The following is a 25,565-nucleotide window of genomic DNA, read 5'->3' on the forward strand; positions in this document are numbered from 1 at the left end:
TAGCTCTTGAATGAATCAAGAATTTGAGGATGAAAAAACATCGTGATGACTGATCGGCTTGGATTCGATCTAGGAAAGTCGCTCGCCTACCCAATAGGCAATACCTGCGCCCACAGCTGTTACCAGACTACCCCAGGCAATATCAATAAAAGCAAGGCGCGTTGGAAAATCTCGGATGATGGCTAAATTAGTTAAGTCATAAGTCATGTAGCAGAAGAAGCCAAAGAGGGCCCCGTATTGCATAGCTTGAATCCATGATTGTTTGGCAAGGGCTGGGGCAATCACAAAGATGCAGGCACCAAGAGCGTAGAACAGGTAAAAACCAAGGCCGGCAATGAGTTTGGGTTCAGTAGCCATGAGATCGCCCATTTCATCGCGATAAAGGGCTTTTGCGATACCTAAAAGCCAAACCAAATCGATCGTAACTAGGCTGATTAAAAAAGAGAGATAGATACCAATATATTTGAGCAATTAAGTTACCCTTCGCACTTTTATAGACTAATAATAAGCATTATGATGGATAGAGTAGATTAGTAGATTAGTAGATCAATTTAGAGGAGACAAATATGTTTAAACATTTATTGGTGCCAGTGGATGGCTCAGATGTCAGCAAAAAATCACTGAAAAAGGTGGCAGAGCTTGCTAAAGCTGATGGCGCTGCAGTGACTTTGGTCTATGTTTCTGATCCAATGCCTCCAATGGTGTATTCCGATAGCACGATGGGTTACGGCATCTCTGCAAAAGAACATAAAAGCGCTTGTGAGGCCTATGCAAAAGATGTCTTTAAGAAAGCCAATACTGCTTTAGGGGTAGCCATTAAAGCGAAGGCTTTACATATTGGTAACGCCAACTTAGCAGAAGGCATTTTGGATGGCGCCAAGAAAGCTAAAGCAGATGTCATCGTGATGGCTTCACATAAACGTACGGGTCTTAAAGGTATTCTTTTAGGTAGCGAAACCCATGAAGTGATTGTGCACTCCAAGTTGCCAGTGCTTGTGCTGGGATAAGTTTGCTTCGCTTAAAAAAAGGGTCCAATGGACCCTTTTTTATTACCTACGCTGTATAAGTGATTAGCGATTAATCGGACTTCCTAGCAACAGAATTTCTCGTGTGAGTTGTCCGCTTTCATTATCACGCATTGACCATAAATCGAGTTGGGTTCGTGAGCCGTAGGGGTCAACATAGATACCATCTTTTCTCAACTCAAAATGCAAATGCGGTCCTGTGGATCTGCCGGTGGTCCCAACATAGCCAATCTCTAAGCCACGCCTGACTTCATTGCCTAATTCAAGCTCAGGGTTGTAGTTGCTTAGATGGGCATAGTAGGTGTGATAGTTCCCTGGGTGCTCTAAGACGATCAGGTTGCCAAAAGCGCCACTAAAGCCCATATGAACTACTTTGCCATTTGCAACACTAAATACCGGAGTGCCAATGGGGGCAGCATAATCAATACCCATGTGGGCGCGATAGCGTTGTTTGTTGGGAGCAGCCTGAGCCACCGGTGCATTGCTCTTGGAGCGTTTTCCGGAAGAGGCCTTCACCATTCCAACGCCACGAGATATGCGACGATAACTGAGTGGGTTAGTCCAGAAGGTACGTTCTAAGGATTCGCCGCTGGCGGTGAAAAATCCACCTGGTAAGTCTGCACGTTCAACCCAGAAAGCACTCGCGAAGACTTCTTTACTGCTGGGGTCAATAATTTCTGCTGACCATATTTGTGCCCATCTTTCGCGATCACCAAAGTCCACGATTAAGCGCACAACACTATTCGGGTTCTCGAGCGAATTATTGTCTTCAGGGTAGATCTGCTTAATGATGGAATTTAATTCCCAAACCAATTCCACTGGCAATTTATCGCCTAGCTTACGCGGGTCATATAAAACTTCTCTTAGGGGTACACGAATTTCAGTAAGGTTCTTAGATTCATTTTTAAGGAAATCTTGTTGAACTAGGAAACCACCAAACGCCGAAGGAGTGAATGTCCATACCTCGGTTTTGCTATCTTGGAATGGCCCATTCATGATGCTCAATGAGTCAAAACGATTCCGAGTTGTGAAAGCGGCTGCGTAAGGAATGCAATCCCCACGCATATGATCAAAAAAGCCTTTAGTCTGATTTTTGAAGAACTCTGCAAACTGGCGATTATCTATACCAATACTGGCAGGTAGGTTGTCCTCATTAAAGCTGCGGCGTAAGCAGCCTTGAACAACGCGATAGTCAAGATTGGCCTCGCTATCCAAAATCAGCTCATTAGGGTTCTTGCGCTGGAATAGCTCTGGATTCAGGCTCATGCTACTGCTAGCTTTTGCGCTTCCAGCGGCAGACTTATCCTTAAACCCAACTGATTTGGTGTTCTGGATAAAAACCTTCTTGCGTTTTTGGCTTGACTGGGCCTGTGCTGATGAGGCGAGGCCAAGGCTGAGACTCAGTAGTGCGCACCCCAGCGCAATGAGTAGCCTTGTTGTCAGCGGGGATCTGCTAGTTGCTTTTTTGTTCACCCCGCAATTATCTAATATTGCGAGCATGCATACCGAAATTCATGCTGTGACGCAGCAAATTAGTGATCCTCTTTATCTGGTGCAACCTTAAGAACCTCAAAAGCAGCCTTAAGGCGTTCTTCGTAGTTGCTTTTGAGTATTGCAGCCTCTTCAGGGGACCATTGTTTAAATCCTTCCCCCTTAGCAATGCCAGTTTTGCCACTTTTTACTAAGTTTGTGACACAGGCAGGTGGTGCAGTAATGTTTGATAGGGAGGGGTAGATCAATTCGGCAGCCAAAGCCATGCCTTCCCATCCTGAGATTTCTTTTTGGGTCATTGGACCAACCGCAGCATAGCGAAATCCAAAGCTATAACGAACTGCCGTATCAATATCATCGGGGGTGGCAATACCTTCATCTACGAGCGATAACACCTCTCTCATCAAGGCGTGTTGAATTCGGTTTGCTAAGAATCCTGGGATATCTTTTTTCACAAGCACGGGTTTTTTATGGTGAGCCTGAAAAAGCTGGCAGACTGTTTTTGCTAGCTCGGGATCAGACGTCTTGCCCAACACCACTTCCACCAGTGGGACGATATGTGCAGGCATAAAGTAATGGGTGTTAAACATCCGATGTGCAGTAGGTAGACTAGCTGTGATATCGCTAATAGGAAAGCCTGATGTATTGCTACCAATGGGTATGTGCGAAGGCAAACGTTGATCTAGGTCTGAAAATATCAAGCGCTTTAACCCCAGATTTTCGGAAACACTCTCAATGACTAAATCAGTATTCGTCCAATCGGACCAATCTGCAATGCTACCGGTACTTAATGCACCCCCAAGTTGAGGCCAGGCAGGATTAATGGAGGCGGCACAATTTTCGATAGCCTCGATGCAAGATGTTGTCTTGGCAGGATTACGTCCAAGAAGGATGGTATTAGCGCCATAAGCTAAAAATCCCGCAGCGATGCCAATGCCCATTGTTCCTGTACCGATGACTACTACTTTACTCATGGCTTATTTACTATTTTTGAATGATTTGGTCAAAGAATTATTCCCGATTTGCACCCATACAGCCAATGAAAAATCTCGCTACAATCATTTTTTGCATAAGGAGTTCAGGTGCCTATTATTGAATCTGTTCAGGTTGCTTCCGTAGCGGTTCCTTTAGATAAGGTTACTTCATTTTCCACACGCACCGTCTCCGAGCGTCACTATTGCTTGGTAAAAGTTCGAGCTAAGGATGGCAATGAGGGTATTGGCTTTTGCTATGTTGGTAGTGCTGGTGGAGATATCGCCAAGATTGCCGTAGAACAATTACTCGCACCTAAGCTGATTAGCCAAAATAGCCATCGAAGCGAAGGTTTGTGGATGGAAATGTATAACGAATCCATTTTGCAGGGTCGCACTGGTGCAGTGATGAGAGGCATCTCTATATTAGATACAGCCTTATGGGATTTAAATGCACGCTCTGCTAAGTTGCCTCTGCATCACTACTTGGGAGCGGTGGTTGATGATCGTGTCCCTGCTTATGCAAGTGGCGGCTATTACCTAGAAGGTAAAACACCGGCCAAGTTGGGCAAGGAAATGGAGTCCTACGTAAAGCAAGGATTTAAAGCAGTCAAGATGAAGGTGGGGCGTCTTTCTCCATCCGAGGAGGAGGCGCGCGTTAAGGCGGCTCGTAAAGCCATTGGGGAAGACATTTTGTTGACCCTGGATGCCAATAATGCTTGGAAAGACCTACCGACCGCACTAGAGTATGTCCGACGCTTTGAGGCCTACAACCCCTATTGGATAGAAGAACCCTTTTCTCCTGATGCGATAGATCTTCATGCGGCACTTGCTCGTCAAACCACCATCAATGTCGCAACCGGTGAGATGGAAGCAGGGCGTTGGCGCTTTAGAGAATTGATTGATGCGGGTGGGGTAGCCATATTACAGTCTGATGCTGCAGTTTGTGGGGGCATTACTGAATGGCGTCGTATTTCTGCTTATGCTGATGCAAAAGGAATTACGGTTTGTCCTCATTGGATGCATGATTTGCACGCACCGCTTGTAGCGGCCACTCCGAATGCGCGATTTGTGGAATTCTTCCTGGATGATCAAGTCCTTAATTTCCGTAGATTGATAAATAAGCAACTCACCTTCAAGAAGGGTGACTTAATCTTGCATCAAACGCCAGGACTTGGGTTTGAGTTTGATGAGGCGGCTATTAAACAATATGCTGGCAAAGCAGCTTGGACAAAGATTTCTTAATGAAGCTCTAGTTACTTAATAAAGATTCAGGTCGTCCAAAACAATAAAGCCCGCAATTGCGGGCTTTATTGTTTGATAGCGATTAAGAGGATCGGGGATTGAGCTTGAAGTGGGTGATGGTTTGAGTAACCAAAACCAAAGCAAAGCCAACAAATCCAACTAAGTCAGCCTCAGTAGAGGGGTATGCCAGAGCTACCCCGGAAGCAACCATGATGATGCGCTCAAAAATTTTGGTTTTTTCAATAAACCAACCTTGTAGACCACCTGCCAAACAAATGATTCCCACTACTGCGGTAAATGAAATCCAAGCAATTTGCATCCAGTCTGCCTGCTCAAGTGCTTCAGTAGATCCCATTAACAATAAGCTCACTCCAGATTTATCCAGAACAAACATAAAGGGCACCAAAATAGCGGGCGCGACATATTTCCAGGTTTGCAAAGTTGTTTTGTAAGGGTTGCCCTTACAAATGGCCGCTGCTGCAAATGGTGAAAGTGCGGTAGGAGGGGAGACCTCAGATAGAACAGCGTAGTAAAAAATGAACATGTGTGCTGCAAATGCAGGCACTCCTAAGTTGATCAGTGCTGGCGCAGCAATCACAGCGCAAATGATGTAAGACGCAGTGACTGGTACCGCAAGCCCGACCACCCAAACTACCAGCGCTGTAAAGATAGTGGTGAGCAAGAGTGAGCCGCCAGCATATTGAATCACAATAGAGCTAAATTTCAGGCCCAGACCTGTTAGCGTAACGGTACCAACAATTAAGCCCGCACCTGCGCAAGTTGCAGCAATCGCTAACACCCCAGTAGATCCTGCAGCCAGGGACTTAGTGAGGTTGGAGTTATAGAGGCCCGACAGAATGGGTTCTTTGCCTTTAAACCACGTCCAAGGAATAATCGCCGTATCTTCGCGCAACATACTGGATAGAGCTGATACAACCGTTGCCCAAAATACCGACATAACTGGCGAGAAGCCCATCAGCATGAACACCACAATGGAGATTAATGAGAAGAAGTGGAACCAATATTTTTTAGTTAATTGCCATGCACTCTCGGTAGATTCAAAATGAATGTTCTTCATACCGTATTTGCGTACATCAATTTCCACCATCACAAATAAGCCTAGGTAAAAAAGGATGGTAGGAATGGTTGCCATAAGCAATACATCTAAATACGAAATCTTTAAAAAATCAGCAATTAGGAAGGCGGCAGCACCCAGCACTGGAGGAGAAATGATGGCGCCCAATCCTCCCGCAGCCAAAAGGCCGCCCGCTGCATTCTTCTCGTAACCGACTTTATCTAGCATTGGCGCCGCAACTGAGCCTACGGTAACCGTCGTAGCAACACCTGATCCAGATGGGCCTCCCAGCAAGAACGAAGACATCACAATGGTTCTGCCAACTCCGGATGATTTCCCACCCATAGCTGCAAATGAAAAGTCGATGAAGAATTTTCCGGCGCCTGTGAACTGTAAGAAGGCGCCAAAAATAGTGAAAAGAATAATCAGGGTTGCTGATACATCAACCGCTGTGCCATAGATCCCCTCTAGGGTCATATACATATAACCGACTAAACGATCTAAATCGTAACCTTTATGTGTCCAAGGTGCAGGTAAGTAGTTGCCAAAAAGAGCATAGAGCAAGAATAGGACGGTAACGCTCACCAGTATCAAACCATTTGTTCTTCTGACACCTTCAAGAATGAGGAGGATTAAACCAATTCCAATCACAACATCCGTTGAATTTGGCGCGGTGTTTCTATCCATGAAATCATCGCCACCACTCAATATGTAATACGCAACATAAACGGAGATAAGCGCAAAAATCACATCCCACCACATGAGTCTATTTTTAAAGCGTGCAGCAATAGGAAAACTTAAAAACACTAAGAACAGCACTAGGGCAACGTGAATCACCCTGAGCTCTTGGGTTGGGACGATTGAATATGCAGCATAGAGGTGGAATAAAGACATGCCTACAGCGACAAGAGTGATGAACTTTGCTAGGAGCCCTTTGTAATCATTAGAGTCTCCTTCCTCCTGCTTGATAAAGGCTTCTAATTTTTCTTGCGTTTCGTTGTCAATGACGTTTTGATTCATGTCTCCGCCTGTCTACTGATTTATATTTATTTTTTGTTACTACATAAAACCAGAAAAAAAGGGGGTTGACCCACCCTCTTTTTTCCTGCTTAATTTACTTTGGCATTCTTTTCTTTAAAGAACTTTAAAGCACCAGGATGAAAGTCTATCGGGGTGGCTTTTTGTTTTTGATTATCGAGATTAACACTCATAAATTCTTGATGGGTACGAACTAGCTCAAGTTTGTTATCAAAAATTGCCTTCACAATTTTGTATGCTTGATCATCTGGCATATTGGCATTAACTACTAAGATATTTGCAACCGCAGCGACTTTATTGTCCTTGGCCATGCCACTATAGGTTGCCTTAGGAATATTTGCGGTGAAGTAGAGGTTGCCATACTTCTTATTCATGGCAGTCACTTCTTCGTTCGTATCAATCATCACAATTTTGGTACCAGGCGTGTTTGCTAAATCAGTCACAGCGGCTGTTGGTAGACCGCCTACCCAGAAAAATGCATCAATCTTGCGGTCTTTGATTGCATTTACAGATTCCGCTACGCTGAGACGCTCGCGTTTCACATCTTTATCCTTATCCATGCCGGCAGCTTCTAACAAGCGGAAGGCCATGACTTCAGTTGCACTTCCAGGTGCGCCTGTACTCACGCGTTTGCCTTTAAGGTCTTTCATAGATTTGATGCCGGTAGAGTCAACAGTCACCACATGCATCAAGTTTGGATATAGAACTACCAGGGTACGGAGATCCACTTTTTTGTTAACAAACTTGCCTTCACCAATTTGGGCGTCTTTGGCAGCATCTGCCATAGAAAAGCCTACGTAAGGTTTGCCGGTACCAATCAAGTTGAGGTTGTCTACTGAACCGCCTGTTACTTCTGCGGTTGCGGACATCCCAGGGACTTTGCTTGAGAGAACCGAAGCTAATCCACCGCCCATTGGATAGTAGACGCCGCCAGTACCACCAGTGGCAATGGAAATATTTTGCGCATGAGCGCTAATCCACAAGAGACTTAATGACAGTGCGATGATCTTCAGTAGTTTCATGAATGTCTCCAATTTATTTTTTGGTTATTACAGGCCAGGCATGCTGAAATGAATCGCTGCTAACTCACTCAGTAACTGAGCCTGTTGATCTGCGCTTAACTGCATCAGTGGTGGGCGAACTCGTAACCACTCTGGATCTTTGCTGAAATGGGCTACCGCTGTTTTCATACCCGCAATCATTTGATACTTTGAAAATACTCCGCGTACTTGGTCTAAAGCAGCTTGGCGTTGATCTGCATTCGATTCTCTCCAGTGTGCAGCTAAATCTGCAATAGCTTTTGGATTGACATTTGCGGTAGCAGAGATGCAGCCAACACCGCCAGCACGTAGGGCGCGCATCAAGAAAACTTCACTGCCTGCATATACGCGGAATCCAGATGGGGCCAATAATTTGATGACAGATTCGGTGTAAGCCCAATCGCCGGAACTATCTTTCATGCCCACTACAGTTTTTGGATATTCTTTAGCAAGGCGCTCTAAAAGAGAAAGGCTTAAATTAATTTTGGTAACTGGTGGAATGTTGTAGATATAAATCTGCAATGCAGCACTACCTACCTTCTGAATGACTTCTGAAAAATAAGCGAAGAGCCCATCATCAGTAACATCTTTGTAATAGAAGGGTGGAAGCATCAGAACGCCAGCACATTGATGATTTAGCGCATGACGAGTCATATTCACAGTGGCATCGATAGAGGTTGCTCCAGTACCAGGCATCAGATGTCCTGGGTTTAATCCGCCCTCGATCAACTTCGTTAAGGCGGCCATCTTTTGCGGCGCTGAAATGGAGTTGGCTTCTGAGTTGGTGCCAAAAATTGCTTGACCTACCCCATTGGCCTCTAACCATTTGCATTGCTTCAGCAATTTTTCAGCATCAGGACTTCCGTCTGCCGTGAAGGGTGTTAGTACTGGTGATAACACCGCTGGCAAAGTAGAAGGGTGCAAAGAAATGGTCATGCTGACTCCGATTTAATTATTCACTTCCGAGGGAAGTGGTTGTTGTGTAAAGAAGGCTTCTAAATTATCTACTGCTAAATTGGTCATGGCTATCCGTGTTTCCGAGGTAGCACTGCCGATATGGGGTGTTAATAAAACATTATTCAAGCTGAAAAAGGCTGAATTGGGGTTAGGCTCATTATCAAAGACATCGAGCGCTGCCCCAGCAATCTGGTTATGTTGCAGTGCATCCAAAAGAGCGACTTCATCGACTACGCTGCCACGGGCGATATTAATCAAATAGCCAGAGGGCCCTAGTGCATCTAATACTTTTGCATTAACCAATTTTTCTGTTTTGGACGTGGCGGGGCACGCAAGAAAAAGGACATCGCTAGCTTTAGCAAGTTCCTGAATGCTTTGGTAATAGGTATATGGAACTTTTTTAGGACTTGGGCCTGTGTAAGCGATTTTTACTTTGAACGGCTCTAAGCGTTGCGCTAGGTCTTGACCTATGCGACCCATTCCAGCAATGCCGACGCGTTTGCCAGCCAGGGTTGTCGTTAATTTAAAAGGGGCCTTAGACCAAGCGGAGCTTTTTACATACTCTTGAGATTCAGGAATGCGGCGCATGAGACTAAGCATCATGCCAATAGCCAGTTCGCAGACAGCATCATTGAGTACGCCAGGTGTATTGCTTGCTTTAATATTGTTTGCTTTGAGGTAGGGCAGTGGAAGATTGTCATACCCAACGCCGCAGGTCGCTACCAGACGAATACTGGGGATTTGCTGTATTAGGGATTGTGGAAGCTTGGTATTAGAGCGGATCAAAATAGCCTCAAAGTTCCCCGAGGGAATTGGGGCATCAAGATTTAAATGACGAACAGGACTTAAGCGGCGATCAATTTCTGCCTGCATAATTTCCGGGAAATGGCCGACCTGTAGCACCGAATTGACGGGGATCATGTCTGTCTCTAATTTTTATTGGAATAATGAATCCATTGTATGAGAATTTTTAACCAAATGTGCCGCATCCTTAGGAGATTAGTTCATGTTGTTTACCCCAGCTGAAACGAAAGTAGTCATAGTCGGTGGTGGCACTATGGGGGCAGATGTGGCAGCAGTTTGTGCTCGTGGCGGTTGTGCAGTGCAGGTAGTGGAGCCCACAACAGAGCGCCGCGCACTGCTACCCGATTACTTTGTCAATACGATGACTGATCTTGGATATGAACATCGTATTCATCTTTTGACGGTTGCCGGCTCCCTTGAGGAAGTCGATTGGGCAGACGTAGATCTGGTGATCGAGTGTGTACCCGAACGCTTAGATATCAAGCAAGAGTTATTTGCAAAGCTAGAAAAGTATGCAAAACCGGAAGCAGTCTTGGCAAGCAATAGCACCAGCTTCCCAATCAGTGAGATTGCTAGCGGTTTAAAAACTGCTGCACGTATGATCGGCTTACATTTCTTTATGCCGGCCCATTTAGTTCCTTGTGTAGAGGTGGTTTATGGTGAAAAAACTTCACCCATGGTTGGTGACAGTCTGTCTAGATTGATGACAGCATGTGGCATGGTTCCAGTGACCGTGAAAAAAGATTTACCGGGATTCTTAGCCAATCGTTTACAGCATGCACTCTCACGTGAAGCTTTTGCTATGGTCGATGCCGGTATATGTACCCCAGAAGATATTGATAAAGCAGTTCGTTTTGGCTTTGGCTTTCGTTACATTGCAGCCGGCCCAGCTATGCAGCGAGATCATGCAGGGCTTGAAGTTCATGCGGCTGGTGGTGCCAAAATTTATCCCTCTCTAAATAATTCACCAACGATTGCAAAGTGCTTGAGTGATCGGGTGGAGAGTGGAAAATTCGGCATGAAAACAGGCGAAGGCTTTTTCCCTTGGACTGCTGAAACAATTAAGGCTGAACGTGAGCGCTATCAAGATGCTTTGCGTGCTGGCTTAAAGATTATTCAAAAAGATTTACCTGAAATCAAATAGGCATTCTGATTTAAATAACTCTACGAGATATCTTTGAGATGTAGTTTGCTTAAGTGCGGAGCTAGCTTATAAGTGATCAGCACAATCGCGATGGTTGCTACTCCACCAAAGACAATAGAAGGTACTAAGCCCATCAGGCTTGCAGCAATTCCGGACTCCAGTGCACCCAACTCGTTTGAAGATCCAATGAAGATGCCATTGATGGCGCTAATTCTGCCACGCATATGATCAGGTGTCGTTAATTGCATAATGCTGCCGCGAATCACTACTGACACTGAATCGCAACAACCAGAAATAAATAAGAAAAAGGCGCATATCCACAAATGGTTGGAGATGCCAAAAGCAATGATGGCGAGCCCAAATCCGGCAACAGAGAGAAATAAATGTTTTCCAGAGTCAGTAAGCAAAGGACGTCTTGCTAAATAGATGCCAGTAATCACGGCCCCAGCTGCGGGAGCGGCACGCAAGATGCCCAATACTTCTGGACCCGCATCCAATATCTCTTTGACAAAGGCCGGCAGAATAGAGACGGCGCCGCCAAAGAGAACGGCAAACATGTCTAAAGCCATGATCCCTAGAATGAGTTCATGTTTTCTCACGTAATGAAAGCCTTCTAAAAAGCTTTTGAAAAAATGCCCGCCTAATTGGCTGATCTTCTCCGGTGGGGCGTGAATAAAGGTAATGCCATACAAACCGAGGGCGCCACAAAAGGCTGCCATCAAATACGTCCACTCTAGACCGGCAAAGCCAATCAATAAGCCCCCAAGTCCAGGACCTGCCACTACGCAAATCTGAAAGGCGGATGAGGCATAAGCGGTATAGCGAGGCAATTGCGCGCGGGGAATGATTTGACCAAAGATGGCGGTATAGGAAGGCCTCAATAATGCCCGGCCAGCCCCGATAAATGCGATGGCTGTGTAAATCAGTGGCACTGGCGGAGTAAGCCACCCAAGAGCAATTCCCGTTAGAAACAGGGCAACTGCAATATGAATCAGACATGCAAATGCCGCGATCAGTTTGCGGGAGTAGTGATCAACCGCGTGACCTGCATATAGGGCTAAGAGAAAGTAGGGAACCAGCTCGGCTAGGCCAACTAAGCCAAGAGATACAACGCTATTAGTAATTTCATATAGATGCCAACCAACAGCCACCATCGTGATTTGATAGCTGAGGGTAGCGCCAATACGATAAAGCAGCAGGGTTCTAAAAGCTTTGCTTGGATTCATGTTTTTGGTAGTTTAAGGGAGATTGTGCTTTATCCTTTTGCTTATGAAGAAAATGATCCGCATATGGGACTTACCACTCCGTCTTTTTCACTGGCTACTCGTGGCTTGTATTGTGGGGAGCTTAATTTGCGTCAATATTGGCGGTAATGCTATTGAATACCATGCCTATTTTGGTTATTCCATTTTGACGCTCTTGATCTTCAGGCTAGTCTGGGGATTTGTGGGATCGACTCACGCACGATTTACATCCTTCTTTCCAAGTCCTGCAAAGATCATCCATTATTTGCAGGGAAGCTCACCACGCGTTTTAGGACACAACCCAATTGGGGCTCTTTCAGTATTTGCCTTACTTTTTGTTTTGTGCGTTCAAGCCTTCACTGGCTTATTCGTAGATGACGAGATTGCATTTCAGGGTCCGCTTGCTAAATTTGCTTCGGGGTCTGTTGTTTCATTTTTATCTGAGATACATGAAGGCAACCAAGTGGTGATTTACACCTTAATCACTATCCATATCGCTGCGATTTGGTATTACAACAAATTCAAAGGTGAAAACCTCATTAAACCGATGATCACTGGCGATAAAGAAATTGACCCAAGCGAGGAGGCAAAGTATCTGCCTACTGACTTGGGCCGCGCCTCCAAAGATGGAGGTTTACAGCGCGCCTTTGCTTTGGTATTGCTGAGCGTGATCGCTGTAGTAGTTGGTTACTTCATTACTCAGTAATTATTTCTTTTTAAAATCATCATGGCAGCCTTTACAGGCTTGCCCAGTGGCGCCAAACGCTTTTTTGATATTGTCTAAGTCGCCTGACTGTGCTGCAGTATTGAGATTAGCTGCTGCTAGCTGCATTTTTTCAGCCGCTGCTTTGAACTTGGCGTTATCCGACCAAACCTCTGGCTTAGCCTTACCACCTTCAGTGCCTGGGCCAAATGCCTGCCAGGGGAGTGTAGACATCATCGCTACGATCGCTGCATTCTTTGCAACCTCATCTTTATTGTAGGGAACATCGCCTTTAACAACTGCACCGATCCTACCGAAATGCGTACCAATCACAGTCATCACACTCTCACGATATTCAACTGCTTTATCAGCATTTTGAAATTGCGCAAATGTGGTGCTAGCACTGATCGTTAATGCGATAGCTGCTCCAGCTAAGATGATTTTTCGTATTGTCATAAGATCTCTCCATTGATCAGGTGGTACTGCTCATAATGAGGATATCCGAGAACTCTATTTCTTGCAGGCCTTAAAAAAGCATTCTAAGGGGGGTGATCAATAAATTAATGATTCCCAGGAAAAAGTTGCTCAGGGGCTCCATCCATAGGCTGCCGATAATTCCGGTAAATACCAAGCCAAGAACAATAAAGAAGCCCCAAGGCTCTAATCTACCTAGGGCAATAGACTGACGTGCAGGTAAAAGGCTTCCCAGGATACGTCCGCCATCTAAGGGTGGTAGGGGGAAGAGATTAAATACTAAAAGCCCCACATTCCACATAATCCCTGCCTTGGCCATGGAGATGAAAAAGGGCTCTTGGAGACCAATACCCTGTACTACAACCCAGAAGATAGCCCAAAGAATCGCTTGGATAAAGTTGGATCCTGGCCCAGCCAGAGCAACCCAAATAGAGTCAATCCGGGGGTTTCGAAGCCTGCCAAAGTTGACGGGTACCGGCTTGGCATAGCCCACTAAAAACGGGGATCCTGTCAGTATCAGTACTAGGGGTATCAGAATAGTTCCCACTGGATCTATATGTTTAGCGGGGTTGAGGCTTACCCTGCCGAGCATATACGCCGTGTTATCCCCAAATTTGCGGGCTGCATACCCATGGGCTGCTTCATGGATGGTGATGGCAAAAATCAAGGGAATCGCATTAATTGCGACAGCTTGGATAGAATAGTCAGTAATCATGGCAATATGATATCCATAGGAGCGCAAAAGTGACTGAAGAAAAGAAACCCGATTCAAAAACCCCCGTTAAGACAGCCGGTGTTAAACCCCCAGCACGTCCACCAGTCCCCAAAGGACCATCCGGCCCAGCAGGAAGGCCTCAAGCTGGCTTTGGTGGCGGAAAAGCCATGATGCGTAAGGCAGGCCGCGGTCGATAGTGGATAATTGCATCCATCATTAATGTGTTTACAGAGGATTTAGCATGAACGAATGGCATAACGAATCTAAAGGCGAAATCAACAAAAAGATCATCACTTTGATCGTAATGTTGGCTATCGCAACAAGCCTAGCAATTTTGTTTGCATTGGTAGCTGCTCATATTGGTTACGTATTCGGTTAATTTGTATTAATGACTAGCCATCGCCAACCTGCAGTATTTGCTGGCCATGGCAGTCCAATGTATGCCATAGAGCCCAATCGCTATACGCAGGCTTGGGCAAATTTAGGTAAAAATTTAAAACGCCCAGATGCCATTTTGGTTATCTCCGCACATTGGGTCACTCGCGGTACATGGGTTACCGCAATGGCTAAGCCAAAAACTATTCATGACTTTGGTGGCTTTCCGCAGACCTTGTTTGATATTCAATATCCAGCACCAGGCTCTCCCGCTTTAGCGGATCGTGTTCAAGAATTGCTAGATATTCCTATAGTGCTTGAAGAGAATGAGTGGGGGATTGATCACGGCGCATGGTCTGTTCTCAAATACCTTTATCCCAATGCTGATGTTCCGGTAGTACAGTTAAGTTTGGATGGATCGATGTCGGCGCGTGAGCACTATGAGCTTGCTAAACAGTTAAGACCGCTGCGCGATGAAAATATTCTGATTTTGGCCAGTGGCAATGTTGTTCACAACCTGCGCACGATTCATTGGCAAGATGATGCGCAGCCATATCCTTGGGCAAAGGACTTTAATGACTTCTTTTCTTCTGAAATCCGCGCCAATCATCACGATCCATTGATTGATTGGGAGCGTTATGGTGATGCAGCTCACTTATCCATTCCTACGGCTGAGCATTACTGGCCTGCTTTATATATTTTGGCTTTGCAACAAGACGATGAGATTGCCAAAGTATTTATAGATGGAATTGAGATGAGCTCCATTAGTATGCTCAGTTTTTCTGTTCAATAAAGACTCTGATTATGTGGCTATCGATACTTGCAATCTTCTGTGGGGCTGGACTTGGTGCATTATTAAGGACTGGCTTTAACTTATTGTCCGTTGGAGTGGCATCAGTAATTCCTTTGGGAACATTGATCTCCAATATGGTGGGTGGCTATCTGATTGGTATTGCACTAGCCTTTTTTGGAAACAATCCCCATTTATCCCCAGAGTGGAAGCTGTTGATCATTACCGGTTTTCTTGGAGGCCTAACTACTTTCTCTAGCTTCTCAGCAGAAGTGGTGACCATGATTCAACGTGGAGAATTTACCTGGGCCCTAGGCACAGCGTTGCTGCACCTAGTAGGCTCTTTAGTGCTTACCCTTTTGGGTATCTGGACTTATCAGGCAATCAAGTAAGCAGTTATTAGACAGAGTTACTTTACTCTGGTTTGATATTTGCCGTCTTTACTACTGAACTCCACTTAGCTGATTCAGCTTTAATTAAAGCCGCAAATTCTGCTGGTGATCCACCGCCAATTTCATTGCCTTGAGAAAGCATCAGTTCGCGTAATTGAGGGTCCTTTAAAGCCTCATTTGCAGCAGCATTCAGTTTGTCAATAATGGCTTTTGGAGTGCCCTTAGGTGCAATTAAACCCTGCCAATTGAGAACCTCTACTTTAGGGTAGCCAGCCTCTGCAAATGTTGGAATGCTAGGCAAGAGGGGGGAGCGTTTTTTGCTGGTGATTGCAATTGGGCGTAATTTGTCCGCCTTGATGCTGGGTAAAGCTGAGTACATCTGATCAAACATCATAGTGACATTGCCCGCCATCAAATCGGTTAAACCAGCGGATCCACTTTTATAGGGCACATGAATCATGTCAATGCCTGCACTTTGTTTAAAGAGTTCTGCTGAGAGTTGATGGCTACCACCAATACCGCCTGAGGAGAAGGTAAGTACCCCTGGTTTTGCTTTTGCAGCTGCGACAATATCTTGTACTGTTTTATAAGGAGAGTTTGGATTCACTACCAATACTAAAGGACCCTTTTCAATCAGCACTATAGGTGTTAAATCCGCTTCAGGGTCGTAGCGGAGATTTCCAAAGAGTGTCTTATTGACTGCCATGGGCGCGAAGTTTCCCATGCCGATGGTGTATCCATCAGGAGCTGCTCTTGAAATATATTCAGTGCCAATATTGCCGCCAGCACCAGGTTTGTTATCAACAATGATGGGCTGCTTGAGGATGATGCTCATCTTCTGAGCAATCTGTCGGCTGCGTGAGTCAGCTCCGCCGCCAGCACCATAGGGAACAATAAAATTAATTGGCTTGTTTGGGTAATTTGCTTGAGCAAATGCGCCCGAAGAAGAAAGGCTTGCAATTGCTGCGATCGAAATGAAAATCAACTTGAAGAAGTTCATATACACCCCTAACCTTTAAATAAAACCCATTACCCCAAGTAAAGCACCAATGACTATAAGGTACAAGGGGTGCCAGCGCGTAAAGAAAGTAATAGCAATCGTTCCAATAGTCAATAAGTAGGCTGCAGTGCTTTGGTTAATTTGTAGAGCAATTTGCCAAGAAGCTGAGAGCACTAAGCCAACGGCTAGGGCCCCAGCTGCGAACTGGATCGATTTCTGCTTATCCTTGTCCTGCATATTATTGATAGAGCGTTGCAAGAAATAAATCATGATCGATGAAGGCCAGGCAATGGCTAGAGTCGCAATGGCTGCACCGAAAATGCCACCTACATTCCAGCCTATTAGCGTTACTGTCATCAGGTTTGGGCCTGGTGCTGCTTGAGCAATTGCAAAATAATCGGCAAACGTTTGGCCGTTAATCCACTGCTCTTGATTGACGGCAAGATCATAAAGCGTTGGGAGTAATGCGTTAATTCCACCAAAGGCAAATAGTGAAAAAACAGAGAGCTTTAGAAATAAGCTAGCAAGCGTACTAATCATCTCTTCACTTTCTTCCATGCAAGCAATAACGCTAAAGGTGAAGAGATGAGTACAACCCAGCCTAAACCAAGATGAAAGTAGGTTGCTGCTAGTACAGTCAGAATGATGACGGCAAGCATCGGCGGATATTGGAGTTCAGAACGCATCATCTTGAAGCCCGTGCTGGCGATAAGGCCAACCCCAACTGCTGAAACGCCTCTGAGCATTCCTTGTACAAGAGGCATATAGCTGTAGTGTCCATACAAAATGCCCAACACAATCACTAAGGCAACAGGGCCAAGCAATAAGCCCATTACCGCAGCAATTGCGCCCGGAATGCCAGCAAATCGACTGCCAACACACACCCCCAGGTTCACGATATTTGGCCCAGGAACAATTTGGCAAATACCGAGCATGGCACTAAATTCTTCCGAGGTGAGCCAATGCTCTTCTTCTACGATCGTACGGCGAGCCCAGGGCAGTACGCCACCAAACCCCGACATACCGATTTTGCTAAACCCAATAAATAATTGCTTAGGAGTAAGTGTCTTCAAGATGGATCTAAGAGAAATTACTGTGGATTAAATGGATGGGGTGCAGGTTTATTTTCTAGCCAAGCCTCAAGTGCTTCAATAATGCCTTTAGAGAAAGCAGCAAAAATGGGTTCAGCGATAAATCCTAGGTGCGGTGTGACTAATAAGTTAGCGGTATTGCGCAAAGGATCATCTTTAGGAAGCGGCTCAACGTCAAAGACATCCACAGCTGCCTGACCAGGTCTTCCAGCCACAAGCGCTTTTTGAAGATCGCCCATATTAATGAGTGCTGCGCGTGAGGTATTGACCAAGATAGAGTCTGGGCGCATTAAGGCAAGCTGCTCTGTACTAATGATCCCTTTGGTTCCCGGCCCTGCAACTAGGTGCATCGAGACTACTTTAGAGGTTTTTAGTAATTCTTCCAAGCTAACTGATTTAGCATTTTCAAGCGCAGCACGCTCTGGTGTCATGCGTGGACTCCATGCAACTACTTCCATGCCGAATGCGGCACCAACGCGTGCAACTCGACTACCAATAGCGCCAAGTCCCATGATGCCTAGGCGCTCTCCTGCTAGCATTGGAAGCAGTGAAAGTTCATCACGCCAACCGCCACTAGCAATCAATTTATTTTCTTCAATAAGGCGTTTTGAAGCCCCTAGAATTAAAGCCCAAGTTAGTTCAGCGGTAGTTTCCTTGGAGGGACCACCAGGAGAGCAAGCAACGGTGATGTTCCGGGCCATTAAAGCCTTTGCATCTAGAGTGCCATTACGCTCACCAGTAAACATTAAAAACTTCAAGTGATGCAGGCGCGCAATCATGGCTTCATTCATTGGCGCACGGTCACGAACAATGGCTATTGCATCTGCATCTTTAATGACTTGATATAAGGCCTCGTCTCTTAGGGGCTCATGATAGATCTTGAGATTTGCTTGTGTTTCTAATTTTTCCCAATTAGGGAAGCGACGCAATGCATGTTCATAGTCGCCTAAAACAACAATATTTGGTACAGAAGCCATTTTTAAATACTTTCAGTGAAGTTTATTCAGGGGTGCAAAGGCTCAGAATCTGCTTTAGATCTGATGCTTGTCCTAATTTCCATAATGCAGAAATCAATTGACGCGTTTTTTCTTTACCTATCACTGGCTCTGCCAAGCTCGTGAACTTCTGCTCTAAATGAGTATCGCTCATTGGATTCTCAACAGAGCCAATCGCATTCTTCACGAAGATATGAACTTCTTTTCCATCTTTTAGGAAGGCTTTAACGTCAACTGATGCTTCGCTAATAGAGGTATCCGTAGTGGCGTTCACCTTAGCGCGTAAGGCGACAACATCAGGGCGATTCACAATGTCATCAGCGTATTCGCCTTCGCCAGCTTGACCAAAAATCAAGCCAACAGCACAGCCGTGATACACACTAAATTTTCCTTCGAGACCATCTTTAGGTGTTTTCTTTCCGGTAAGCTCTAATACCAAAGGATGAACGCGCAATTCAATACTCTCTACGTCCTCTGCTTTAACTCCCTGGGCACGTAATTGTGCGCAAGCATCAATCGCCGGATGAATCACAATGCCGCAAGCAAACGGTTTATAAGTATTCAAAGAAATTTCAAATGATTTTCCAAGGGCGCGATCAATCTCACTCCAGTCGCACTTGGTGGATACGGTTTGCATATAACCACGACCAGCTTCAAGCGCTTTAGGGCTTGAAGTAAAACCATGCTTCGCTAAAAGCGCGGAGAGTTGTCCGGCGCGAGCTGCACCACCAGGGTGAAAGGGCTTAGTCATGGTGCCAAATTGCTCACGCATACCAACGGGTTGAGAGGCAGCAATACCCAGTGCCATAGTTGTTTTTTGCAGATCAAGACCCATCAAACGTGAGCATGCTGCTGCAGAGCCGAGCATTCCGGTTGAACCAGTGATATGCCAGCCGCGATGATAGTGATCAGGGTACATTGCATTACCGACGCGACAGGCTACATCGATGCCGAGAACGAGTGAATCGATAATTTGGCGACCATTTGAATTTATGTGCTCACCTAGGGCTAGGATTGCAGATGCAACTGGGCCTGCTGGATGAATGACTGTTTTGAGGTGTGTGTCATCAAAGTCAAAAGTATGTGAGCTGATACCGTTAATCAGCGCGGCGCCACCCATATCTACTTTATCTTTACGCCCTAAAATACTGGCTTGCGGTGCGGGCTGAAATTCCCGTATTGCAGCTAAAGAAGACTCTACGCTTTCATGATTAGCGGCTCCAATGGCGCAACCAAGCCAGTTTAAAAACGTACGATGTGCTTCGTGATCTACTTCTGGCGTCCAACCTTGGCTGGGGTGTGAAGTAACAAACTCTGCCAAAATTTTAGTTACTGGAGGTGCATTGAGATCAGCTGCGGCGGCAATAGCGTGGGACATATGATTTCCTATGTAAGAGATGGAATGGTGTATTAGAGAATGAGAATTTATTCAAGTTCGATATTGCGATCTTTGGCGACCTTGGCCCAGCGTGCAATATCTTCTTTGATGTAGGTGGCAAACTGCGTTGGCGTCATTGGCATTAAAGTCATCGCCTCGCTAGTCATCTTTTCTGAGAATTCAGGGGTAGCCAACACTTTATTGAGTTCAGTATTGAGCTTGCTGACAATTGCTGGCGGTAGGTTGGCAGGACCTACTACACCGTACCACTGCTGACCATCAAAACCGTTATATCCAAGCTCTTTAAAAGTCGGGATGGTAGGCGCTGCGGGACTACGCTTAGCGCCAGTCACAGCGAGGCCGCGCACTCGGTTAGTGGTGATATAGGGCAGTGCAGCAAATAGTGTGGGGAACATAGCCTGTGTTTGACCTGCGAGTAAATCTGTATAGGCTGGGCCAACTCCGCGATAGGGGACGTGAACCATAAAGATTCCGGCAGCTAGCTTTAATTGTTCCATTCCTAAATGGGTTAGAGTGCCAGGTCCAGCTGAGCCATAACTTAATTTAGCGGGATTCTTTTTGGCGTAGGCTACAAACTCAGAAAAATTTTTGATTGGTAATTCTGGATTAATGATTAATACATTTGGTGTGGCGCCAATCATTCCAATGGGGGTGAAGTCTTTAATGGCATCGTAAGGTAGACGACGTACTGCTGGGTTGGTGCCATGTGTACCAACATACGCAATCATGAGTGTGTAGCCATCAGCCGGTGCCTTTGCTGTGGCTTGAGATGCGATTGAGCCACCACCACCACCCATATTTTCAACAATCACTGGCTGACCAATTGAGCGAGATAGTTTTTCAGCAACAGCGCGAGCAATATTATCTAAACCACCACCGGCGGCAACAGGGGCAATCAGCTTGATTGGCTTGACAGGATATGTGGGGCCTGCTGCTTGAGCGTAAGCACTAAGACTACCAGTCAATGCAGTGAATGCTAACAGCGCATAGGATAAAAAAATCGGCGCGCGCCGATTAGAGGTTTTAGTCATGTCTCAAGCCCAGATTATTGTTATGTATTCATGTGGAGCAACCGCTGAATTCTACTATTTTTGGGGAAAACTTTGCTTGATCCTACTCAGTTTTGAGCTTTTTTCGGATAGATTGTTCGATTGGGATGGTCTCTAGGTTTGGCTCCAACGCTTCGCGCTCATCAAAAACAAAGCAGCTGCCTTTGTAGTGCGCTGCACCAACTTCTTCAAAGTATTTAAGGATGCCGCCTTCAAGTTGATAGCTGTGGTCCATACCGATCTCGCGCATATAAAGCCCCGATTTTTCACAGCGGATACCTCCGGTGCAAAAACTCACTAGTGTTTTGCCGGCAAGCGCTTCCTTTTGCGCGGAAATAGCTGCAGGAAATTCCGTGAATTTTTCAATATTAAAGTGGAGGGCATTTTCAAAGGTACCGTACTCCACCTCAAAGGCATTACGAGTATCGACCATAACTACTGGCCGCCCTAAATCATCAGTACCGCGATCAAGCCATTCCTGTAGCTTCTTAGGTGCAATAAAATTTGCACGACCTTCTTCTGGGCGAATGCTCGGATGATTCATGCGAATGATTTCATTCTTGAGTTTAATAAGCATTTTTTTGAAAGGTTGAGTGTCTGACCAGCTTTCTTTTGCCTGCATTGTTTGGAAGCGTGGATCAGACCGAAGCCACTCCAGAAATCCACGCATCTCATTTTCTCCACCAGCCAAGAACATATTGATGCCCTCTCCGGTGAGCAAAATGGTGCCTTTCAGATTTCGGGCATTACATTCATCGAGCATTTTGGCGCGTAAATCTGTCAACGCATCAAGGCTGACAAATAAATAGGCGGCAATATTCAAAATTGACTTCATTTTTTCTCTCATCTAGCTACCCCGCCATTATCGAGCAAACAGCCCCTGGGGGTGGTAATCTTGAGGTCTTATTAGGAGGAGACAATCCATGCTGAATTCAGTAAAAATAGCCAAAAGAGCTTTATTTGTAGGTCTGATGGCTTTAGGTCTAAGTAGCCTCAGTTGGGCCCAATCAGGTGGAGTAGGCACTTGGCCTGCTCAAAAGCCAATTCGCTTGATAGCCGTATTCCCACCAGGGGGCTCGGTCGATCAGGTTGCTCGTATTTTGGCTCCTGCCTTGCAATCCGAATTAAAGCAAAACGTGATTGTTGAGAATGTGGGAGGCGCTTCTGGCGTGATTGGCACATCAGCCATGACTCGTTCAGATCCAGATGGTTATACCTTTGCAGTGGTATTTGATACGCACGGAGTGAACCCGAGTCTCAAAGACAAGCTCCCGTACGACACAATTAAAGATATTGCCCCGGTGATATTGGTTGGCACATCACCAATGGTATTGGTAGCTAGTAAGAATTCAGGCATTACCAGCTTTAAACAATTAGTAGAGCAATCAAAGGCTGGTAAGAAATTTAGCTATGGTTCGATTGGTATTGGTAGCTTAGGTCATTTAGCGATGGCCCGCCTTGCTAAACAAGCCGGTTTTGATTGGAACCACATTCCTTATCGTGGCGGTGGCCCATTGATGCAAGACGTCTTGGGTGGACAAGTTGAGTTGGCGATTGGCTCTGAATTTTTAGTCAAGCCGCATATTGAAAGTGGTGGGGTTATTCCTTTGGTAATCACTACTGCAAAAAGATCACCTTCTTTACCTAACGTGCCAACGATTGCTGAAAGTGGCTTCCCAGGCTTTAGCGCACCGGCATGGTGGGCTGTCTTAGCTCCTGGTAAAACTCCGCCAGCCATTGTGAATGCAATGAATCAAGCAATTAACAAGGCGCTAAAGAATCCAGCTGTCGCTGCAAAGTTTAAAGCTCAAGGCATTGAAATTGTTGGCGGTTCGCCCGAAACTTTGCGCGAATTTATCGGCAAACAAATTGCGGTTTGGGGCAAGTTTGTGATTGAAAATAATATTAAAGAAACTGGTCAATAAGGAATCAATATGTCTGAACGTTTAATTCCATATCAGCCAATGGATTTGGCAGAACCCGCAGAATTGGTTGCCGCGATTCGCAAGAGACGCGGCGGCCAATTTATTAATTTAGATCGGATGCTTTTACATAGCGTTCCGATTGCAGAGGGCTGGAATCATTTTATTGGTGAGATCCGTAATAATTTATCTCTAGATCCAAAATTACGTGAGTTAGCGATGTGCGGTGTTGCTGTTCTGAATGGCGCTGAATATGAATTTTTTCATCATGCACCACCATTTAAAAAGGCTGGCGGTACTGAAGAGCAGGTTCAAGGGTTGCGTTTGATAGGTCAAGCCACGTTTCCTAGGCAATTGTTTTCACAAGTTGAGAACGATGCTGCGGATTTAACATTTCAGATGACGCGCAATATAAAAGTTGATGGCACGCTGATGAAGCGTTTGCAGCAAGAACTAGGAAGTACAGATACTGTCGAACTGGTAACAGTGATTGCTGCTTACAACATGGTGTCTCGATTCCTAATTGCGCTGGATGTCAATCCAGAAGACCACCCTCCAGCTTAATGAATTGATGATTCGCAATATTCAAACCATCATCCCTGGCATTGCGACCTCTGATGGCGCAGGCGTAAAGCTGCGTCGTAGTTTGGGCGGGCAAGAGCAATTGAGGCTTGATCCTTTCTTAATGTTGGATGAGTTTTCTTCAAACGATCCCAATGACTATGTGGCGGGTTTTCCTGCACACCCTCACCGTGGTTTTGAGACGGTGACCTATATGCTCGAAGGGCATATGTTGCATGAGGATCATTTAGGCAATCAGGGGCATTTGAAGACGGGTGGCGTGCAGTGGATGACAACAGGTCGCGGCATTATCCACTCTGAAATGCCTCAACAAGTCAGTGGTGCAATGCGTGGCTTTCAGTTGTGGATAAACCTACCAGCTCAAGAAAAAATGAAGCCTGCAGGATATCAAGATATTCAGGTGGAGGAGATACCTCGTGTTGAGCTAGAGCACGGTGGCTCTATTAAAGTCATTGCAGGCTCGTATGAAGGTGCTGATGGCGCAATTCAAGGTCCGATACAAGGCATCACTACTGCGCCATTGTTTCTGGACGTAAATTTACCCCCTCATATCGAGTTTGAGCATCGCATTGCTAAGGAATTTAATGCTTTTCTATACCTCTATAAGGGTGAGCTAGAGGTTGGTGGGCCTATGAGACCAGCGCCAACACAAGCTGCCATCGTCTTGGGTGATGGTGATCGTCTCAAGGTGAAGTCTGGTGAAGCAGGTGCACAATTTATTGTGTTGGCTGCCTTGCCTTTGCATGAGCCCATAGTCCAATATGGTCCTTTCGTCATGAACACCCGCGCTGAAATCGAACAGGCCATTGATGATTATCAAAATAATCGTTTTGTTATTTCCTAAGTGAATATTCAATGGAATCAGGGTGAGTTAAGTCATTCTGCAAAATGGCACTCAGAGAATGGAATTCGCCCCCATCAAAAAGTGATTGCTGCTGATGACACGCTAACGGCCGATGTTGCCTATCGCTTAGCGTGCGAAGGAACGGCGATGTTATGGACTGGTGATTTTCAGAATGCCAAACAGTTATTGCAAGCTTTAATTAGAAGAGTTGATAAGCCTTCTAAAAAATCACAGCGTATTGATAGGCTCGAGAAAGAAAAATCTAAATCCCCTGTAGATATTTTTAATCTACACCGCCTTTCTCAGTCGCAGCGTGCCCGTATTTTGGGTATGGTTTTGATCCCAATCAACGCTGACCATAGCATCTCGCTTCGCCGAGCACCTGAGCTTACACAAGCCTGCATGGAAGCCTACGGAGCGCAACAAGAGGCTTATGTTGTTTCATTGCGAGAGTTACTCGGTGTTATTAGTGCTCACGAATGGCGCAAGAAAGGCGTACCTATTTTAGTTAGGGATGATGAAGAGATTCGAATTCATCCCCATTACGGCGTCTTCTCTCCCATTCGAGGGGAATATATCGAATTGCTTCTCAAGGCGCCACTACCTAAGGCCATACAAAAATCATCTATCGCGTTTGATATCGGAGTTGGTACCGGGGTATTGTCCGTAGTTTTGGCAGTTCGTGAGGTAAAGAAAATTATCGCTACCGACCAAGATGATCGAGCTATTGCGTGTGCCCAAGAAAATATTGAGCGTCTAGGATTAGAGTCGCAGATCGTAGTTCTCAAAACCAATTTATTTCCTGATGACAAAGCTGCTCTGATTGTTTGTAACCCACCTTGGCTGCCAGCGAGACCGAGTTCTACTTTAGAGTATGCCGTTTATGATCCAGAAAGCCAAATGTTGAAGGGTTTTCTGCAGGGCTTAAAAGACCATTTGCTGCCGGGTGGGGAGGGTTGGTTAATTCTTTCGGATCTAGCAGAGCATTTGGGATTAAGAACTCGCGAAGAGTTACGGGACTGGATTGATCAGGCGGGCCTCCAGGTGCTTGATCGTATGAATACCAAGCCTAGCCATCGCAAGGCATTTGATCCTACTGATGCGCTGTATAAGGCCAGATCTGCTGAACTTACTTCGCTGTGGCGTTTGGCACCTAAAACTTCGCTTTAAAATTTAGACTTTACCAACCAATATTCTTGA

Annotated in this window: 29 protein-coding genes; 12 read left to right on the top strand and 17 right to left on the bottom strand. The window is 45.6% G+C overall.

Going from position 1 to position 25,565, the window contains the following annotated elements:
• Window positions 1-69: 69 nt before the first annotated feature.
• A complete protein-coding gene (locus PNUC_RS02420) occupies window positions 70-471 on the bottom strand; it encodes a DUF2177 family protein (RefSeq protein WP_011902307.1) in 402 nt (133 codons plus the stop codon).
• A 95-nt stretch (window positions 472-566) separates the two neighbouring features.
• Here PNUC_RS02420 and PNUC_RS02425 point away from each other — a divergent pair, with 95 nt between their 5' ends.
• Window positions 567-1,007, top strand: a complete 441-nt coding sequence (locus PNUC_RS02425; protein WP_011902308.1) for a universal stress protein — start codon at window positions 567-569, stop codon at window positions 1,005-1,007.
• Between the two features lie 63 nt (window positions 1,008-1,070).
• Here PNUC_RS02425 and PNUC_RS02430 read toward each other — a convergent pair whose 3' ends face one another.
• Entirely contained in the window at window positions 1,071-2,291 is a 1,221-nt protein-coding gene (locus PNUC_RS02430; protein WP_223245943.1) for a M23 family metallopeptidase, read from the bottom strand.
• A 266-nt stretch (window positions 2,292-2,557) separates the two neighbouring features.
• Window positions 2,558-3,490 carry a 3-hydroxyacyl-CoA dehydrogenase NAD-binding domain-containing protein gene (locus tag PNUC_RS02435; RefSeq protein WP_011902310.1) on the bottom strand — a complete coding sequence of 311 codons (933 nt, stop codon included), beginning with the start codon at window positions 3,488-3,490 and terminating at the stop codon, window positions 2,558-2,560.
• A gap of 108 nt (window positions 3,491-3,598) precedes the next feature.
• Here PNUC_RS02435 and PNUC_RS02440 point away from each other — a divergent pair, with 108 nt between their 5' ends.
• Window positions 3,599-4,732 carry a mandelate racemase/muconate lactonizing enzyme family protein gene (locus PNUC_RS02440; protein ID WP_011902311.1) on the top strand — a complete coding sequence of 378 codons (1,134 nt, stop codon included), beginning with the start codon at window positions 3,599-3,601 and terminating at the stop codon, window positions 4,730-4,732.
• A gap of 82 nt (window positions 4,733-4,814) precedes the next feature.
• Here the strand turns inward: PNUC_RS02440 and PNUC_RS02445 are convergent, their stop codons facing one another.
• The 4 genes from PNUC_RS02445 to PNUC_RS02460 form a co-directional block, all read right to left on the bottom strand.
• Entirely contained in the window at window positions 4,815-6,827 is a 2,013-nt protein-coding gene (locus tag PNUC_RS02445; protein WP_011902312.1) for a TRAP transporter permease, read from the bottom strand.
• An 89-nt stretch (window positions 6,828-6,916) separates the two neighbouring features.
• Window positions 6,917-7,867: a TAXI family TRAP transporter solute-binding subunit gene (locus PNUC_RS02450; RefSeq protein ID WP_011902313.1), complete on the bottom strand. Its 951-nt coding sequence runs from the start codon at window positions 7,865-7,867 to the stop codon at window positions 6,917-6,919.
• A 27-nt stretch (window positions 7,868-7,894) separates the two neighbouring features.
• On the bottom strand, window positions 7,895-8,821 hold the full coding sequence (locus PNUC_RS02455; protein WP_011902314.1) for a dihydrodipicolinate synthase family protein: 927 nt from the start codon (window positions 8,819-8,821) through the stop codon (window positions 7,895-7,897).
• Between the two features lie 12 nt (window positions 8,822-8,833).
• Entirely contained in the window at window positions 8,834-9,763 is a 930-nt protein-coding gene (locus tag PNUC_RS02460) for a 2-hydroxyacid dehydrogenase (RefSeq protein ID WP_011902315.1), read from the bottom strand.
• A gap of 85 nt (window positions 9,764-9,848) precedes the next feature.
• Between PNUC_RS02460 and PNUC_RS02465 the strand changes: the two genes are divergently transcribed.
• Window positions 9,849-10,790, top strand: a complete 942-nt coding sequence (locus tag PNUC_RS02465; RefSeq protein WP_011902316.1) for a 3-hydroxyacyl-CoA dehydrogenase family protein — start codon at window positions 9,849-9,851, stop codon at window positions 10,788-10,790.
• Between the two features lie 20 nt (window positions 10,791-10,810).
• Here PNUC_RS02465 and PNUC_RS02470 read toward each other — a convergent pair whose 3' ends face one another.
• On the bottom strand, window positions 10,811-12,016 hold the full coding sequence (locus PNUC_RS02470; RefSeq protein ID WP_011902317.1) for an MFS transporter: 1,206 nt from the start codon (window positions 12,014-12,016) through the stop codon (window positions 10,811-10,813).
• A gap of 43 nt (window positions 12,017-12,059) precedes the next feature.
• On the opposite strand from PNUC_RS02470, the gene PNUC_RS02475 reads away from it, so the two are divergent.
• Window positions 12,060-12,740 carry a cytochrome b/b6 domain-containing protein gene (locus PNUC_RS02475; protein WP_011902318.1) on the top strand — a complete coding sequence of 227 codons (681 nt, stop codon included), beginning with the start codon at window positions 12,060-12,062 and terminating at the stop codon, window positions 12,738-12,740.
• Here the strand turns inward: PNUC_RS02475 and PNUC_RS02480 are convergent, their stop codons facing one another.
• Window positions 12,741-13,193, bottom strand: a complete 453-nt coding sequence (locus PNUC_RS02480; protein WP_011902319.1) for a c-type cytochrome — start codon at window positions 13,191-13,193, stop codon at window positions 12,741-12,743.
• Between the two features lie 70 nt (window positions 13,194-13,263).
• A complete protein-coding gene (locus PNUC_RS02485) occupies window positions 13,264-13,926 on the bottom strand; it encodes a site-2 protease family protein (protein ID WP_048812209.1) in 663 nt (220 codons plus the stop codon).
• A 29-nt stretch (window positions 13,927-13,955) separates the two neighbouring features.
• On the opposite strand from PNUC_RS02485, the gene PNUC_RS10990 reads away from it, so the two are divergent.
• From PNUC_RS10990 to crcB, 4 genes are read left to right on the top strand one after another with little or no spacing between them, the layout of a single operon-like run.
• Window positions 13,956-14,123, top strand: coding sequence for a hypothetical protein (locus PNUC_RS10990; RefSeq protein ID WP_155763310.1), 168 nt, complete (start codon window positions 13,956-13,958; stop codon window positions 14,121-14,123).
• 44 nt (window positions 14,124-14,167) lie between these two features.
• On the top strand, window positions 14,168-14,305 hold the full coding sequence (locus PNUC_RS10995) for a hypothetical protein (RefSeq protein ID WP_167523315.1): 138 nt from the start codon (window positions 14,168-14,170) through the stop codon (window positions 14,303-14,305).
• A gap of 9 nt (window positions 14,306-14,314) precedes the next feature.
• On the top strand, window positions 14,315-15,094 hold the full coding sequence (gene ygiD / locus PNUC_RS02490; RefSeq protein WP_011902321.1) for a 4,5-DOPA-extradiol-dioxygenase: 780 nt from the start codon (window positions 14,315-14,317) through the stop codon (window positions 15,092-15,094).
• An 11-nt stretch (window positions 15,095-15,105) separates the two neighbouring features.
• Window positions 15,106-15,483, top strand: a complete 378-nt coding sequence (gene crcB, locus PNUC_RS02495) for a fluoride efflux transporter CrcB (RefSeq protein ID WP_011902322.1) — start codon at window positions 15,106-15,108, stop codon at window positions 15,481-15,483.
• Window positions 15,484-15,505: 22 nt separating this feature from the next.
• Here the strand turns inward: crcB and PNUC_RS02500 are convergent, their stop codons facing one another.
• From PNUC_RS02500 to PNUC_RS02530, 7 genes are all read right to left on the bottom strand, one after another.
• Window positions 15,506-16,483, bottom strand: coding sequence for a Bug family tripartite tricarboxylate transporter substrate binding protein (locus PNUC_RS02500; RefSeq protein WP_011902323.1), 978 nt, complete (start codon window positions 16,481-16,483; stop codon window positions 15,506-15,508).
• 15 nt (window positions 16,484-16,498) lie between these two features.
• Window positions 16,499-17,041: a chromate transporter gene (locus PNUC_RS02505; protein ID WP_011902324.1), complete on the bottom strand. Its 543-nt coding sequence runs from the start codon at window positions 17,039-17,041 to the stop codon at window positions 16,499-16,501.
• Window positions 17,020-17,556, bottom strand: a complete 537-nt coding sequence (locus PNUC_RS02510; protein ID WP_011902325.1) for a chromate transporter — start codon at window positions 17,554-17,556, stop codon at window positions 17,020-17,022. The genes PNUC_RS02505 and PNUC_RS02510 overlap by 22 nt, the downstream gene beginning before the upstream one ends.
• 17 nt (window positions 17,557-17,573) lie before the next feature.
• Window positions 17,574-18,551: a D-2-hydroxyacid dehydrogenase family protein gene (locus tag PNUC_RS02515; RefSeq protein ID WP_011902326.1), complete on the bottom strand. Its 978-nt coding sequence runs from the start codon at window positions 18,549-18,551 to the stop codon at window positions 17,574-17,576.
• Between the two features lie 22 nt (window positions 18,552-18,573).
• On the bottom strand, window positions 18,574-19,947 hold the full coding sequence (locus PNUC_RS02520; protein ID WP_011902327.1) for an MmgE/PrpD family protein: 1,374 nt from the start codon (window positions 19,945-19,947) through the stop codon (window positions 18,574-18,576).
• A gap of 47 nt (window positions 19,948-19,994) precedes the next feature.
• Window positions 19,995-20,999, bottom strand: a complete 1,005-nt coding sequence (locus PNUC_RS02525; RefSeq protein WP_011902328.1) for a Bug family tripartite tricarboxylate transporter substrate binding protein — start codon at window positions 20,997-20,999, stop codon at window positions 19,995-19,997.
• A gap of 82 nt (window positions 21,000-21,081) precedes the next feature.
• Complete coding sequence (locus tag PNUC_RS02530) at window positions 21,082-21,852, bottom strand: sulfurtransferase (RefSeq protein WP_048812210.1); 771 nt, start codon at window positions 21,850-21,852, stop codon at window positions 21,082-21,084.
• A gap of 88 nt (window positions 21,853-21,940) precedes the next feature.
• Here PNUC_RS02530 and PNUC_RS02535 point away from each other — a divergent pair, with 88 nt between their 5' ends.
• Genes PNUC_RS02535 through PNUC_RS02550 form a run of 4 tightly spaced genes read left to right on the top strand, consistent with a single transcriptional unit; the run spans window position 21,941 to window position 25,535 of the window.
• On the top strand, window positions 21,941-22,942 hold the full coding sequence (locus PNUC_RS02535) for a tripartite tricarboxylate transporter substrate binding protein (RefSeq protein WP_011902330.1): 1,002 nt from the start codon (window positions 21,941-21,943) through the stop codon (window positions 22,940-22,942).
• Between the two features lie 9 nt (window positions 22,943-22,951).
• Complete coding sequence (locus tag PNUC_RS02540) at window positions 22,952-23,503, top strand: carboxymuconolactone decarboxylase family protein (protein WP_011902331.1); 552 nt, start codon at window positions 22,952-22,954, stop codon at window positions 23,501-23,503.
• The gene (locus tag PNUC_RS02545) at window positions 23,472-24,365 is read left to right on the top strand and encodes a pirin family protein (RefSeq protein WP_201721380.1); all 894 of its coding nucleotides are present in this window, start codon (window positions 23,472-23,474) and stop codon (window positions 24,363-24,365) included. The genes PNUC_RS02540 and PNUC_RS02545 overlap by 32 nt, the downstream gene beginning before the upstream one ends.
• Complete coding sequence (locus tag PNUC_RS02550) at window positions 24,366-25,535, top strand: methyltransferase (RefSeq protein WP_011902333.1); 1,170 nt, start codon at window positions 24,366-24,368, stop codon at window positions 25,533-25,535. It abuts the gene before it with no gap.
• Window positions 25,536-25,565: the final 30 nt, after the last annotated feature.

Source organism: Polynucleobacter asymbioticus QLW-P1DMWA-1, assembly GCF_000016345.1.
GTDB classification, from domain to species: domain Bacteria; phylum Pseudomonadota; class Gammaproteobacteria; order Burkholderiales; family Burkholderiaceae; genus Polynucleobacter; species Polynucleobacter asymbioticus.